Raw genomic sequence first — 15,028 nt, 5'->3', positions numbered from 1 at the left:
CGTAGACGGATCATTCTTCCGATCGCTGTTGCCCCCAGATTTTTTTGATTATAGTTTAACGGTAAAAATCCGGGTTCAAAGGCGAACACTCCGCTTCTTCAGAACGATTCCGTCCCCTCCGCTGCTAAGCTTGGGTTTGCTTTATTTTGTTCGCCAAAATACTTTTTTTCAAACGAACTTTAAACAATTCCCTGCGAAGGTCCAGTTCCATGATATGAAGATGGTCGGCCGCTTCTTTGACGGTTTCCATGTGAAGTACGCTTGCCTTTTGAGAAATAATAGCCAGCGCATCCCAAATGAGCTTTGTGCATGTTTTAAGTCTCTCTATGTGTTCGTCTTCTTGCTGCACCAAGTTCTCGTATTCTTCAGCAGTATTTTCAGATGAGTTTGTATGTTCCATGCTCTTTAGTATCTTAGGTTGGGTATCCAAGTTACCATCTCCTTTTTATTCAAAGTGTAGCAAAGGATGATACCGGATGTGGTACGTGGATACGTAACAATGAAATGATCATACTTGAGTCAGTATCTTTGACTTATTTCTTCTGGGTTTTTCATTGTTTCACTCCTCTTCTATTCACCTCCATCACGAAAAAACTTAGACAAGCTGATTTATTTAGTTGAGAAAAGAAAAATAAAAAAAGGCTGCAAAAACAGCTTAACAGATACTTAATAGTCACACGCATTATGTTACTTTTTCAAAACTAGTATCCATGTTTCACTTTTGAAATTCAGTGAGGTTACATTCTTTCGCAATTAGTCATTGCGTGTAGCCTCCGATAATATATCTTCACTTTAATAGACAGCAATTGGACAAACTTGACTGAAGAATCAAGATAACAAAATTTCAAGAAATTCACTATATTTTTTCATTCGACAAGATATACCTTACTTCGATTGTTATAATAGGATATTATTTCAATGTTGTCCAAATAAATAATAAAATGAAGGTGGGAACGAAAATGAATCACAGAAAAAAATTATTATTAGTTCTTCCATGCTTACTACTCTCTTTTTCCTTATTTGCCTCTAGTGCTCTCGCTTATGTAAACTACAAAAATAACTCCGTATCTGCACAAGTTCAGCAAAAATCAAATTGGTGTTGGGCAGCAGTATCTAGCATGCTTGCTAATTATCTTGGAGCAAATGTAACTCAATCACAGATTGTCACTAAAATTTATGGATCTCCCGTTAATAATACAGGCACTGTTTATGATATGAAAAATGCGCTAGCTAATTGGAAAGTAGAATCTACACCAATACGTTCTAAAGTTTCTTTTGGGGAAATCATTAGTAACATTGATAAAAATATGAATTTAAATGCAGCAATCGCTTGGACTAGTGGTGGTGGGCACGCTCTGCTTATAAAAGGATACTACCAAGATACAAGTAGATCTATACAAAATGTGTACTATATTAATCCAGGTGATGGTTCTGCCACAGTTAGAGACTATAACGAGTTTGTAAGCAACAGTTCTTGGGATTGGCGTAATACTTTGAGTGGTGTATATGTGAATTAATTTACAAATAGTAAATTACTAAATTGTTAGCTTAGGCTTCGCCTTGGTCTGAGATACGATCTTATCCAAAAGTATGTTAATAAAGTAGTTTAATTATATTCAGGGAGGCTCTATTCAATGAAAAAAAAGCTAATCTTATCGTTTTTATTGATGTTTAATATACTCTTATTTAGCTTCAACAATTTAATCTTTGCTCAATCTGATGAATCAACTCCAGATGCTCAAATCAGAGCGAGCATAGAAAGTGATTTCAAACTAAAATATGTTGATTCTTTAAATGCTGTAAAATCAGATTATAAACTTAAAGCGGAAGAAGATTTTGAAAATGCACAACTAAGTTCAGGTACTGCCTTTTATAAGGTTACTGATGATGTATACAGTAGCGCTATAGATTTTGCAGGATATATTTTTACGCTAAAGACTAATGATCGAGATGTTGCAACCATTTATGCAAGTTCTAATACTGGATCATGGAAGATATCCAGTATTAGTAATCGAGTTAATTCCGAAAATTCTTTATTAACAGCGGAAGCCACTCTTTCAAAAAATGAGAAGGTAAAACTTATTGATGATGAAAGGTATGGACTCAATGCTTTACTTATTGAAGGAGGAGAAAAAGAGCGTGTAATAGATCTAAGTGGTAATGGAAAAAACGTTAACAATCTTGAATCTAGCTCAAATAAAACAATTTCAAAATCTTTATTTGACCAAAAGATAAAAGAAATGAAGGCGGAAAGATCTGGACCAGCCACCAAAGATGGAGCTGTTATAATGGGAACAGGTCAATTCGATTTTAATGAGACTTCGAAGGCTTCGAGTAATGTTGCAATAATCTTATTTTCTCTCGGCATTATTTCATTATTCCCTATTTTCATAATCTTAAAAAAGAAAAGGAATTCTTAAAGATATTTTAGCTTTGCTTGTTCAGCTACCTTAGATGAGAGAGGCGTCAGGGGACTTTCATTCTACTATTCCTCATTTTTCTGTCCAACTAACTGTAGCCAGTCCATTGATACATAAAGGAGAACATAAGAAGGATTGCAAAAGTCTTCCTGTAACAGGGAGGCTTTTTGTTTTATTGTTCAAAGGAAACTATATGATATATTTTCGACCATACTTCAGGTGCGATAGGAAATTCGATTTTATGCTCTTTGGCCTTTTGGTTGATTTTTTGGCGCTGCTTTTCATAGTGTTTTTCTTCTTCCATATAAGCTTGGAGCTTCGTGTACATGTCCTTTTCTTCAGGTGTACGATGACACGGAAGGATCATCTCTACAACTTCCGTTACGGGTATTTCTTTGTCGGGGGAGAATACAGATGGTTAGCTGCTTCATATCTACAGGAAAGAGATACAAATCTGTTGTCGTTAAAGCATTGCGCGTCAAGTTTTTAGAAACGGTAGATTTAGTTGGTTCGGTTCCAAGGAAAACAAGTGCCTTCAATGCTTCGGCGTATTTCTCTAGTACAAATATCTGGCGACCTTCTTTGTTCTGAGCGCCGGTAAGAACATTGTCCAAAAATACATAGGTATGCCGAGCAATCTTTTGACCGTTTGTATTTGAATAGATGGCGGTTAAGCCCCTTTCCAGCAAACGTTTGAGTTTGTCATTATACACATTCTCTAAATATATTTTTTTACATTGATTCACATAATTATTAAAAAGAAACTCAAGCAGTTTCCCACTTGAGTTCAACTTTATTATATAGGTAAATACACCAATCTCACTTACCAACTTCACGTGCCTTCTGAACGAAAATAAAATATGTTCCCGCACTCAACCCTAAAGCCTTTTTGAATGCAGGAACATATTCAAATTCCCCTCTATCCCTCGCACATCACTGCTTCTCATCTCGATATATCACTACCACGCACTCCACGTGTGTCGAGACGATGGAAGAGATATAGTTCCTCTTACCTCCTAAATTTCAATAAAGGTCACCCTCTTTTGGACACCCTCACACTCAATTAATGGCAGGTTTAGGCTCGCTCTTGAACCCATCAACCGCACCCATATCTTAAGTAGTGGTATATTCTTCCGAGGTTTAGTGGTAATCTCATATTTACCCAGATATGTCAAGGATTTATTTCGGAAATTGAGTTGCAAAACTTGAATTACTTACATAAAAGATAAATATAGCTACAATATGTATCGAATAGGATTCGAATCCCATTTATGCATGATTTCTCTATTGGCCAGTAGGGAAGATAGAAAACTGATTTAGTTCGATCAAAGGACATGGTTACATAGAAAACAGCTTCTAGATTCCTCTTAATCAGCCTATATCATTTTTCTACACGTCATGCTATTGAATACATTCATGTTCCATAGAAGGAAAGTCATGAAAATGAATAAAGTTTTGATGGTAGGATCATTGGCATCTGCTTTAATCTTTAGCTCTTTTTCTAGTGTATTTGCCCAACCAGAGGTTAATTCTACCGCATCCCATGCCGACATTTTTATCGATTCATCTGTTCAAGGGAAGGATCGAAATGTTCTTCTAAACTTTATGGTAGATTTGGAGCCAAACGCACGTGAAAATGTAGTCTATGAAGATGCTAATGGAAAGCTGTATGCGAACAAACCTGAGTTACTCGAAAAAGTATTTAAATACAAAAAAACTTCTGACAATATAATCGAAACCCCTGATGGCAAAGAAGGATATGCTTTACCAGTTGATAATTTACCAACCCAAATTGTTCTTCATAACGAACAATCTAAACAGGATGACAATAAAACTTCTGTTAGTAATAGTGTTTATAATGATTCTTCTTGTGCGTCCACTTCAAAATCACAAGGAGAAATTGGTACACAGGCTACACAACATCCATGCACAGGGAGTACAGGTCCCTATAGAAGGGTAACTTCTAATGCTAATTATTCATGGCAATCTCATTATGTCTACTTACCTGGAGGATCAGAGATCCGAGATAACAACAATAAAGCATCTTCCAGCTATAATGGTGATGCAGGCTATGTATATGTCGGAGGACAGGGTGCTAATGGTGGCGGTGTAGATGCTGGACTCATTCATAGTACATTGTATGATAATTGGGGAATGCTGATCAGTGTAGATAGTGACCCTATAGGTTACTCACATCGGTTTAAGAGCAAGCAAAATGTAAATATGAAGTTTTCTATTCCTTCAACTAACAATATAGCTCTTACCGTTAGCGGAATTGATTATACTACCAACCAGAACACAACAATAACCATAGGACGCCAAGCACCAGGTTTCGTTCCGGGAGGTGGGAATATATTAAAACGATTAACTACAATTGGGCAAAAGCCGCAAAATTTTCACAGCGGTTCTTATCTTCATAATGCCCACTGGTATAACAGTCTAATTGGAAATAGCTCAATGAATTACCATACTTGGTCTGCAGCCGATACCAACGCCAGTGGCACATGTTCTTTTACAACTGATGTTGTAAGAGTAAATTATATAAATGCAGGTGAAGAAACTGATAATATAGATATTTAAAAGTTAATCTCTAAAAGAGAACGTATTAAGGAGAGTTTCCTTTGATGCGTTCTTTTTTTCCTTTTTTTCGCAACTAATTGTAATTATTGGAGTAAAATAATTAGTGCAGTATAAATGAATGGAGGGCAATTTTATATGAAATTGTGCAAAAATATTGTTTTATTTTCTATGATGACCTTGTTATTGTTTTCGTTAAACATGGGCAACGTAGATGCAAAAGCAACTGTCATTAAGGCTCCGGTGATTCTTAAAATTAACCAATATTACATCTTATACACATCACCTGACGTGCCATACATCGACAAACAACAGCGTTTTATGATTCCATTACGTGCAGTAAGCGAGTTGCTTGGTGCGACAGTAAATTACGATGCGCCTAAAAAAACAGCCACAATTTCTTGGGATCACAAGAATATAGAAGTTACAATTAACTCTAACAACGTAACGTATAATGGAAAAAACACGAAAATTGATACTGTACCTGTTCTTAAACAAAAACAAGTTTTTATCCCTGCCAAGGTGCTACTTGACGGCTTAAACATTAAGGGCAGCTGGGAGGATCAATTGTTAACGATTAAAGATAGTAAATTCAAAAAAAGTAAAGTGATTTCCTATTTAGAGGGCGGCTACGATCCAAATACAATCCCCTTAAGCACGGACATAGATACCAATAAAATTCGCCCGCTATCTTATGAGCTAACATTACCGGGAGCTGGTAGCAGTTCAAACATGGCAACATTATCTATAACCGCTCGGAATATATCTGGTAAGGATTTGAAATTAGGTAGTGAAGACCTTCGCCCCACTTTCATTACAGATATAAGCTACCAATACGATAAACAGGATAGAGATCGACCTGCAGTACAAGCAGGAGCAACTTTTACGCGTACCTGGAACAAAATAGATCTTTCGTCTACAAGTTCTTCAAACAATTTTCAATCCAACCCTCTTAAATATATTGTAGCTGTCGGGAATACTAAAGATTAAATTAGTGTATCTAGCCCCCTAGGCATGTTTAGTACTATAGGAACATCAATGCTCAGTATTTTCCAAACAGGGCATACTAATACGTTAAAATAAACGATTTTAAATCTATACAAAGGACTTTATGTACGCGAAAGCGCCCACACTTTATCGGGCGCTATTTGTTTAATGTTTAAAGTATTTGTAGGCTATATCTTACAGATCTAATGGGGGCATAAGTAGCATTGGTCGCTCGTTCAATATAAGGATTGGCATCCAATGTAACCTCAACATTGGTGAACCTTAGTATGAAAAACCAGGATACCACCCTGCCGAAATTTGCTATGAAACAACACTTTCAAAACCGACCTCTGCGACCCTATCAACACCAGTACACTAGGTATGCTGCCTCACCCTTTCTATTATATGTCGAGATGATAGAAAGAATAAACGTTCAATCCCCTCCTATTTCACCTCTCTACTTCCAAAAATAAACATAGTAAATCTCCCAACCAATGGGTCATTCTGTAAACTAAATCTCTCTTTTAACCGATAAATACATATGCTGGGTTGTTTATTAAATATCACCTCTCGTTCCTTTATAGCGTACAAACCTTGTAATACATATCTATCTTGCCACATTGTTGTACTCATCTGCGGCTTCTTTAATCAAAAGCAATTTCAAGAAGACGTGCTCTACTTGGAAATACCCATCGCATCTAGAAAGGAGTCATGAACTCACTTGAGCGTATTATCAGATGGGATCGGATATGAAAGCCTACGCTTTTATGGTCCCTTTCAGCCCCTACACATCGATCAACTTCAAATAACACGTACCATTAACGATCATGTCTATTTACATATCAGTGGCATGCTCTCTGAAGAACAGGGAGCCGCTTGTATCGGTCAAAGTATGGAGCAAGAGTCGATTGTGATTCGTCAGTTGAATGATCAGGGAGAATCGCTGAGAAGGCTGTTCCATGGGATTGTTACACGTATGTCCGTACACTGTGTACGAGGCGTGTATACATTTGAACTGGAGGCCGCTTCCCATTCATACCAGATGGATATCAAACGTAAAAGACGCTCCTATCAAGATATTCACCGCACCTATGATAATCTGGTCACAGCACTGGTTCGAAAATATCAGTACGGAGATGCCATTGACACGGTAAGCAACCATGCCAAATTGGAGACATTTGTTTTACAATATGATGAGACCGATTGGGCGTTTTTAAAACGTCTCGCTTCTCGCTTTGGCTCCGTACTTGTGCCAGAGGTAACCGCAGCCTCGCCCAAGGTTTTCTTCGGGATACCAGAAGGCAAACAGTACAAGGTGGAACGGGATGTATTTTATCGGGTACGGAAAACGTTTCATGAATTGGATGCGGAAAAGCCGGGAGAACGTGCTGGCTCGTATGTCACCTATATGATTGAAAGTCTGCAATACTATGCGCTCGGCGACCTCATTACGTTACCCATTGGACAAGGTAAAGAGTTGGTCGTGGTTCGAGCAGTGACTACGCTAGCGGATGGCCTACTGCGCACCCGTTATGATCTTCAAGCTGAACAAGATATCCGCAATGCGCGGTATGAAAACGATCAGGCTACTGGAATTTCGCTGATAGGAACGGTACTGAAGGTACAGCAGGATTTCGTCCAGCTTCAACTCGACATTGATCCCAAGCAAGACCCGGCTAAAGCCTGCTGGTTCCCTGTAGCCACCCGTTATGTTGCCGAAGAACATAGCGGCTGGTACGATATGCCTGAGATCGGGGAACAGGTGGAATTGTATCTGCCAACACACCGCGAACAGGATGCCTATGTAACGGATTCGCTGCGACAACAACGCCACACCAATGGACAGCCGAATGTGAAGGTATGGCAACATATCCAAGGTAGCGGCGTAGAAATGTCTGAACATGAACTGACCCTATCCACCTCCGGTGAATTTTCCATTACACTGCATGAAAGTAGCGGCATTACCATCGACAGTCCGGGGAATGTGCAGATTCAGGGTGGTCATGTGAAGCTGGGTGCAGGCGAGGAACTATCACTCGAAGCTGGCACGGCGCTATACTTAAAAGGTGGAGCCAGCAGCATGGTACTGGATGGTGAGACGGATACCAAAGCTCCAGTGATTTATCAGGAAGGAACGGTAAAAGCACCTGTTTTCGTTGCTGACCTCCCTCCTGTGCCCGAGCCGCCACTCATGAGCATCAAAGCCTATGAAGCAGCTCAATCAGCAGCCAAGGATTCATCTAGCAGCCAAGCCTCTACCCCTAAAGCAAAAGTCACCAGTCCAGCAGAGCTTAAACAGGCGAATGCCTTGATGGGTACGGTGTCCAAGCTATTAGGCTCCATTCCAGTGATGGGAAAAGTGGCTGGCGTTGTTGCAGGAGCGCTAAGTGGACCTGCAGGAGGTGTGATTCTGAGAGCAACCGCAGCGATCCCAGTTCGGAGCAAAGGGACCCCTACCGTTGGAGGAGGCGGTAAGGGGAACGGCATTCATCCGTTGAAACACTTGGCTGGTCTAGCATTACAAGGGTTAATTACTGAGTATGAACATGAGCAAGCGAGACATGCCTACTATAGCAAATGGATTCTGGGGAAAGTGTATACAAGCGCACGTCAAATAGTACATTCCGGCAGCCGATTAGAGTTGATCCAAAACTTGCTGACAACATCGAAAACCATGGTTCATGCCTATCAACAGGTACCTAAAAGTGTTAAAGATAGAATGCTGAGGGAATATAAAGAACAAGAAAAAGCTAGGGCTGAAGCTGCTCTTAAAGCAGAAAAAGAAGCTAGAGCTAAAGCCCTTAAAGCGAAAAAAGAAGCTGCGCCACCAGAGCTTACAGATGAAGAGTATGAGAGAATTTATAGTGATTATGTCTATTGGGCTTCATTAGAAGGTGATCGCAGACCTGAAATTCCGCTAGGAAGCTACCGTGGTGAGGACGGGGTGGTTCGTACAGCGAATGGAAATCCAGATTTTAAATACTATGATGACTGGAAACAAAACTATCCAGGAGATTTTTTGATTCTATCTAATCAAGAGGGCATCACACCGGAAGAACAACGATGGATGAGCCATGCAAACATATTTGCAGAGCCAGTGCCACTTGACGGTCGAGGTGGTGAAGGTAGAGCCCTTAAAAATGAATTCTCCAAAATGAGCAAAGAAGGGGCATCTGAGAACGCTAGGCTCGCAAGAGAAAATGTGAGGGGAATTCAACAGCGAATAGATCAAAAAAGCATTACTACAAAAAATGCGTCCGAACCTATTGAGAACGCATCAGAAGTTATGCCTTCAAAAGCAGGCAAATCCAAGGAGAAACCTCCTAAAACTGAGGGGACGGGTAAGATTGATGGAATGCCCCCTATAGTTCAATCAAGAATAAACTTAAGAAATGGGACTGCAGAGGAAGGAGCAGGATTTAACCACGTACTAGATAGGCATTTTAACCCCAATAAGAATGCTTCCCAATTCTCGGTTACACCCGGTGAACTAAAGAGCATTCTTCAAAGTAAAGAAGTTGTGAGTACACCAGTTTCAAAAGTTTTATATTCAGACATAAAGTTAGCAGATGGGTCAATTGAAAAACAAGCTAGATATGTGAGGGAAGTTACTTTAGACTCTAACATAGGAATTGACAAGTTTAGTGGTTCTTCAACAAATACTATGACTGTATTAACCGATAAGCATGGAAATCTAGTTACTGCTACACCGGGGGTGATAAAATGAAACTCATAGGAAGTAAACAAGAACAAGATTTCAGAAAGGAATTAGAAGGTTCAAATTTGCTTTTGACTAAAGACGGAAAAGCCGAAAAAATATTGAATGTGTTAAGAGTTACCTTTGGAGAATTAAAAAGTGCATATATTTTGAATTGGACACCTGAACAAGGCGAGGACATATACACAATTTTGGTTGACATTGATAAAATCGCTAAAATTGAAATTAGTAGAGTCAATCATTCGGAAGTTCCTTTAATTGAAACTTACAATCTGAGAGATTTCCAAAAACGTTTGAGTAAAATATTTCAGATTAAATTAGCCGTGGCGATTGATATAGCGAAAACGGAACATCAGGAAGGGTAAATATTTTGAAACCTTGATTGGCGTCATGCCTTTCAAGGTTTCTTCTTTTGGAGGGGGTGGGTGACGAATGAACCCATTATTCAAGCAATAACACATATAACCCAAGTAATACCCGTATAAAGATTTCTTCATAACACAGCAATGCTTTAACTTTATAACCTAAATAACGCTACTACGTTACATCAAACAGGTTGATTATGGTCAGATACCACCATGATTGACCTGTTTTTTGTTTTCTTTGTTTTTTGATTTTTTTATTTACTCGCAGCTCTGTAAATTATGCTACCCTGATAGGGAGAATGGAATACCAATAAATACCAACTTTTAGGATAAACACCACTACTATTAAGGGGACGGGTGATCTTAACCAATCTGGTACAAAGTATTATAATCCAAAATACATTACTTGGATGATTGGAACGATATAGTCGTTGAATTAATTCCTGAGAATTTAACAGAATTCAAAACATACGAGGAGGAAGAGTTTGAGAAGTTGAGTAAAGATGAATTCATATATTTGTATAGCTTATATCAAAATATAGATGCGTCAGTCGACGCCCTACTGCGAGGTATTTATGACCTTGTATCAGTCATGCTTTCGCCGTAATCGAAGGATACGGCGAAAGCAGTTTGAAATCTTTGGAGAGAATTATAAAGCTCATGATAGATTACGATTTCCCATTGCCAAGTATCGACCCATTTCTAAAATTTTCTATAGAAGAAAATAGAGGATGGGGTGACAAGTTTGATGGTACAAAATTGTCTAAAATTCTTTAACATGGAAATTGATTAGTTTAAGTGTACCTAAACATTAAACTTTCAAAGCTTATTCCAACTTCAATCTATGAGTTGGGATAAGCCTTTTTTCTAAAGATCTAGCTGATTTATATATACACACAGTTAGCCCTATAACAGATTTCACAAAAATATTGTCGTGATCACGATCACGGTTTAGACTGTAAATTTAAGTTAAAATACAAACAATTTTAAATTTATTTTATCTAAAACCAAAGATACTCTGATGGATCACAAAGAAAAAACAAGGAAGTGTACAAAGATGAAAAGAACTGATTTACCTCTTGTCTATTCTTGTTCTGGATGTTCCTCCGCAGCACAAACCGCTAACATGATCGCTATACAAATGGATCGAGAAAAAGTCGCTGAAATGTCCTGCATAGCTGGTGTTGGCGGTGATGTCAAACCACTTGTCAGAACAGCAAAATCGGGACGTGACATCATTGCAATTGACGGCTGCCCCTTGTCCTGTTGCAAGAGTTGCTTAGCAAGACATGAAGTTCAACCCAAACACCATTTCCTGCTGTCTGACTTTCACGTACCCAAAATAATAGGAGAAGATCCTAACCCCGATCATTATAGGAATGCTTACACACAAATCTTAGAACAAATTGGACAATAATTCTTAGTCAAAATTAAGGTGTGTATTGAAAGATGGCTCTTATTATGTAACAATATCATAAATTAGTTTTTACTGGTGGCTCCTAACACATCTTTAAGGGCCACCAGTATTTTTTTTATACAGCAACATCTTTTTAATAAGGAGAATAATTATCGAATGTTTAAATGAATTTGTCTCACAATTTAAAATTGACAAAATTCCTATGCGTCCTTGTTCAAAAGAAGATTTTTTATGTACCAGACTTAAAGAGCAATTAGTTTGTTAACTGTTCCCAAACTATCAAGCTTTATTTCTTAACGTCAACATGTAATGTTCCATTGATCGTAGTAGTATATATTGCCCCCCCCAGAAACCTGGTACACAAATTCTCAAACCGACGTTCTAAAGGAGTGGATGTAATGTATGAAATACTAAATAAAATACAAATAAAAACTTGATATATCGCTAATAAATCATAAAAAGACACGAAATACGGTTTTTAAATGGAAAGTAAGCCATGATCCAGTAAAGTATAAGCGGAAACAGCAGCATTTTTACAAAATAAAAAAACATTCAATTTCTTCCCTTATCATATGATAATTTGCTTCTTACCTCTTCTTGAAATGCAGTATCCGTTAATAATTTGTAAAAAAACAAATCCAGCTTCTGCTTGAGCCAAATATGATCCACCCCAGAATCATCTTGAATAAACATGGCTAGTTGAATGTCATTTCCTTCCCGATCCGTACAATATAAAGCCTCTGTTAGAACAGAAATGGTAGATCCACCTTTGTTTCCAAACTCTATTAACTTGGAGTTATCCACTTGTCGCTGAATTAGCATTTTTAGATATGGATTTATAGTAGAAGGAACCAACTCCCCCTTGTGTATAAGCTTCATGAGGTAAGCATATTCTTTAGTCGTTGAACGAGGAAGTTTGCGCGATTCCAGCACTTGAAGCTTTCGTACATAATTCTGCCTGGTGTTCCATTTCTGAATACATTCTATCCCCTGATCACGATTTAAAATCTGATGAATTTCAATAGATTTTTTCATATATTCCTCGTAGCTCATCTCACTTATCTTTTGTATCGACTCTTTAAAGCCTATGTTTTCGGTCTCTTGGATATAAGGAGACATGAATCCCGCAGATGAAAAAGGAAAGATTTTATCATGGGAAGAAAGTGAGAGCTTCATAATATTCTCATTTATCTTATCCAAACCCATTTTTTCCATCAGAAATTCTGTATTGGCATTGGAACTATATGCTAACATACCGTGAGTAATATCCAATAACGTAATTTTCCCTTGAACCTCTTTATGGTTTGAGCGAATGGATTTGATCCAGTTATGATGAGCGCTACCATCGGAACCAGGGATATAAAATTTATTTAATTCCTCTAAAGGAACAAGTTCCTGCTCGTCTAATATTTTCGCTGCAACTTGGCGAGCAAATTCGATAGCAATGATCACTTTGGCCGTGCTGGCAAGCGGCATTTTAACTTCTGAGTTATAGCTGATTTTCTCCATACCATTTTTGATCATAAACAAAGATGCTTTACTCGGATTTTCCTTCAAAAAACTTAGAACATCCATTTCTGTTTTCTTATTATTTTGGCGCTTCGCAATGAACAAAAACAGGATACATATGAACACAAATATTAAGATTATAGCTACTAACAATAAAATTATTTTCATACTTTGCTCCTTAATGGACACGCTTAGGCTGAAGCTCACATAAGTCGTCACAGTTCCCCACAGGAATCACTTTTCTTTTAGAAGCTATATAATCATACAAATAACCACCTATACCCATTTTTTTGAAAATAATTATAAAGGGAACCGCCCACCAAAGATACGGTATTCTTGTACAAATTTGTGCAATAGAGTCAATTCAACGTTGTATTTTACTGGAATCATTCATTGAGAAACTATGCATTCACCTTTCTAATTCATTAACAAACAGGACACCAACCATCATAGAAAACCAGAATTTGTTTGTGTTGAAAGCTTACATATCCTAATCTTCTTGTTTTTCTTCGAATTGTAATGGATATTTTCCGGAAACTGATCTTTATAAAATGGTATAAATTTTTATATTTTCAAATCGAACCCCTTTTCCAAACTTTTTCTGCTATGCATTAATCGTTATTATTGCTCTTCAAGCCTTATGTACCAGACTTGAAGAGCCTCTCTCCATTTATCAACTAGATCCTCATTGAAGAGCAAAATACCAATGCTTCCTATAACATCATTTTAGCAGATAGTCACTTTAATACACTTTACCAAAAAAGTGATTGCCTTTATTCTCCACTAAAGCTTTTAGCCCATTCAGCAACCCTACGACTGCTCTCTTCTTCTGACAAATCCTCGATCCTGGTCATAATAGACCATCTTACTCCGCAAGGATCCAATATACTTGCGAATCGATCACCTGAAACAAAGTTTGTAACTGGTTCCCTTACTTTCGCTCCTCTTGCTACCGCATTTTCAATGACCTGATCAACATTCAACACGTAAATTCCTAAAGAATAACACGCTTTGCCTTCAACTGGCGGCAAGACCAATTGATATGCCGGATTCGCTGCTCCCAGCTGCAAAAAACCATTTCCAAAATCTAATTCAGCATGAACAATGATTTTATTGCCATTCTCATCAGGATATTCAGTAATATCCTTAACCCTTGCATTGAAAACCGTTTTATAGAACTCTATTGCTTCTGAAGGATTCTTCACTGTAATAAAAGGGGTAATAGATGTAAAGCCGTTGGGTATCCCCTTCTTTGTATATTTACCTGACACTCCTGTATATTCTCTGCTTTCAGTCATTTTGACTCCTCCTTTAAATGATCGTGACAGTCCAATTTAATGCTCATACCTTTATTGGATTGAATTCATCAGCTCATAGAAATATTTGGGTTCATGAGTCTTATTTAGACTATACCAGGCTTCTAATGTTTTAGAAGAAAACACACCCAGAGCTTTCAAAACGTGTACGGAGAATTCCAACGGAGCCGTTCCAGATGCAGTGATTAGTTTTCCATCCGTTACAGCAGACTCCATTTTGTAATAATTTTCGCCCGTGTAGGTGGGACAGGTCATTTTGAGGTATTCCAGATCATTGCTTGTATGCCAACGTGAATTCAACAATCCTGCTTGGGCAAGTCCCATGGTAGCACCACAAATCGCAGCAACCCATATACTTTCCTCTAAACACCTCTCAACGATTTTTAAAATCGGTTGGTGAATGGTTTCTGTCCATGTATTTCCACCGGGTAAAATCAATGCATCCGTGCTCTCAATGCTGCACTCATCCAGTTTGATGTCAGGCAGAATTTTCAATCCGCCCATGGTAGTGACAGGAGTCTTTTCCATTCCCACGGTAACTATTTTGGATGGGGCCAGCCCCTTTTTATAATATCTTCCCGAGTTCAGTTCGGCAGTTAAGTAACCGATCTCCCAGTCTGCCATGGTGTCAAACACATACAGATATACCGTACTATTCATTCACAGGTTCTCCTTATTTTATAATTTATCAAGTGATACCAGCCCTCGGTAATCCATGA

General features: G+C 38.2%; 12 protein-coding genes. 7 read left to right on the top strand and 5 right to left on the bottom strand.

Annotation, left to right across the window (positions count from 1 at the left end; all coding sequences use genetic code 11):
• Positions 1-124: 124 nt before the first annotated feature.
• A complete protein-coding gene (locus tag JOD82_RS18995; RefSeq protein WP_238808089.1) occupies positions 125-430 on the bottom strand; it encodes a hypothetical protein in 306 nt (101 codons plus the stop codon).
• A 529-nt stretch (positions 431-959) separates the two neighbouring features.
• Between JOD82_RS18995 and JOD82_RS18990 the strand changes: the two genes are divergently transcribed.
• Both JOD82_RS18990 and JOD82_RS18985 read left to right on the top strand, forming a co-directional pair.
• Positions 960-1,517, top strand: a complete 558-nt coding sequence (locus JOD82_RS18990; protein WP_209949797.1) for a papain-like cysteine protease family protein — start codon at positions 960-962, stop codon at positions 1,515-1,517.
• Positions 1,518-1,634: 117 nt separating this feature from the next.
• Positions 1,635-2,420, top strand: a complete 786-nt coding sequence (locus JOD82_RS18985) for a hypothetical protein (protein WP_209949796.1) — start codon at positions 1,635-1,637, stop codon at positions 2,418-2,420.
• A gap of 338 nt (positions 2,421-2,758) precedes the next feature.
• On the opposite strand, the gene JOD82_RS18980 is transcribed toward JOD82_RS18985, so the two are convergent.
• Positions 2,759-3,250, bottom strand: coding sequence for a hypothetical protein (locus tag JOD82_RS18980; protein WP_209949795.1), 492 nt, complete (start codon positions 3,248-3,250; stop codon positions 2,759-2,761).
• A 607-nt stretch (positions 3,251-3,857) separates the two neighbouring features.
• On the opposite strand from JOD82_RS18980, the gene JOD82_RS18975 reads away from it, so the two are divergent.
• The 5 genes from JOD82_RS18975 to JOD82_RS18955 all read left to right on the top strand — a co-directional run bounded on the left by JOD82_RS18975 (position 3,858) and on the right by JOD82_RS18955 (position 11,484).
• Positions 3,858-5,000 (top strand): hypothetical protein, encoded by a 1,143-nt coding sequence (locus JOD82_RS18975; protein ID WP_102998963.1) that lies wholly within the window; start codon positions 3,858-3,860, stop codon positions 4,998-5,000.
• Positions 5,001-5,135: 135 nt separating this feature from the next.
• Entirely contained in the window at positions 5,136-5,987 is an 852-nt protein-coding gene (locus JOD82_RS18970; protein ID WP_209949794.1) for a copper amine oxidase N-terminal domain-containing protein, read from the top strand.
• 718 nt (positions 5,988-6,705) lie between these two features.
• Positions 6,706-9,711: a contractile injection system protein, VgrG/Pvc8 family gene (locus tag JOD82_RS18965; RefSeq protein WP_209949793.1), complete on the top strand. Its 3,006-nt coding sequence runs from the start codon at positions 6,706-6,708 to the stop codon at positions 9,709-9,711.
• Positions 9,708-10,067, top strand: coding sequence for a hypothetical protein (locus tag JOD82_RS18960; protein ID WP_209949792.1), 360 nt, complete (start codon positions 9,708-9,710; stop codon positions 10,065-10,067). Before JOD82_RS18965 ends, JOD82_RS18960 begins: the two co-directional genes overlap by 4 nt.
• 1,057 nt (positions 10,068-11,124) lie before the next feature.
• Positions 11,125-11,484, top strand: coding sequence for a putative zinc-binding protein (locus JOD82_RS18955; RefSeq protein ID WP_016821878.1), 360 nt, complete (start codon positions 11,125-11,127; stop codon positions 11,482-11,484).
• A gap of 552 nt (positions 11,485-12,036) precedes the next feature.
• Here JOD82_RS18955 and JOD82_RS18950 read toward each other — a convergent pair.
• The 3 genes from JOD82_RS18950 to JOD82_RS18940 all read right to left on the bottom strand — a co-directional run bounded on the left by JOD82_RS18950 (position 12,037) and on the right by JOD82_RS18940 (position 14,969).
• Positions 12,037-13,161 (bottom strand): serine hydrolase, encoded by a 1,125-nt coding sequence (locus tag JOD82_RS18950; protein ID WP_209949791.1) that lies wholly within the window; start codon positions 13,159-13,161, stop codon positions 12,037-12,039.
• Positions 13,162-13,766: 605 nt separating this feature from the next.
• On the bottom strand, positions 13,767-14,291 hold the full coding sequence (locus tag JOD82_RS18945) for a VOC family protein (RefSeq protein ID WP_209949790.1): 525 nt from the start codon (positions 14,289-14,291) through the stop codon (positions 13,767-13,769).
• Positions 14,292-14,342: 51 nt separating this feature from the next.
• A complete protein-coding gene (locus JOD82_RS18940) occupies positions 14,343-14,969 on the bottom strand; it encodes a type 1 glutamine amidotransferase family protein (RefSeq protein ID WP_209949789.1) in 627 nt (208 codons plus the stop codon).
• Positions 14,970-15,028: the final 59 nt, after the last annotated feature.

Origin of the sequence: Paenibacillus sp. 1182, assembly GCF_017833915.1 — a bacterium.
GTDB classification, from domain to species: domain Bacteria; phylum Bacillota; class Bacilli; order Paenibacillales; family Paenibacillaceae; genus Paenibacillus; species Paenibacillus polymyxa_D.
The sequence above is the reverse complement of the archived record's forward strand: the minus strand, read 5'-3'. Positions and strand labels throughout refer to the sequence as shown.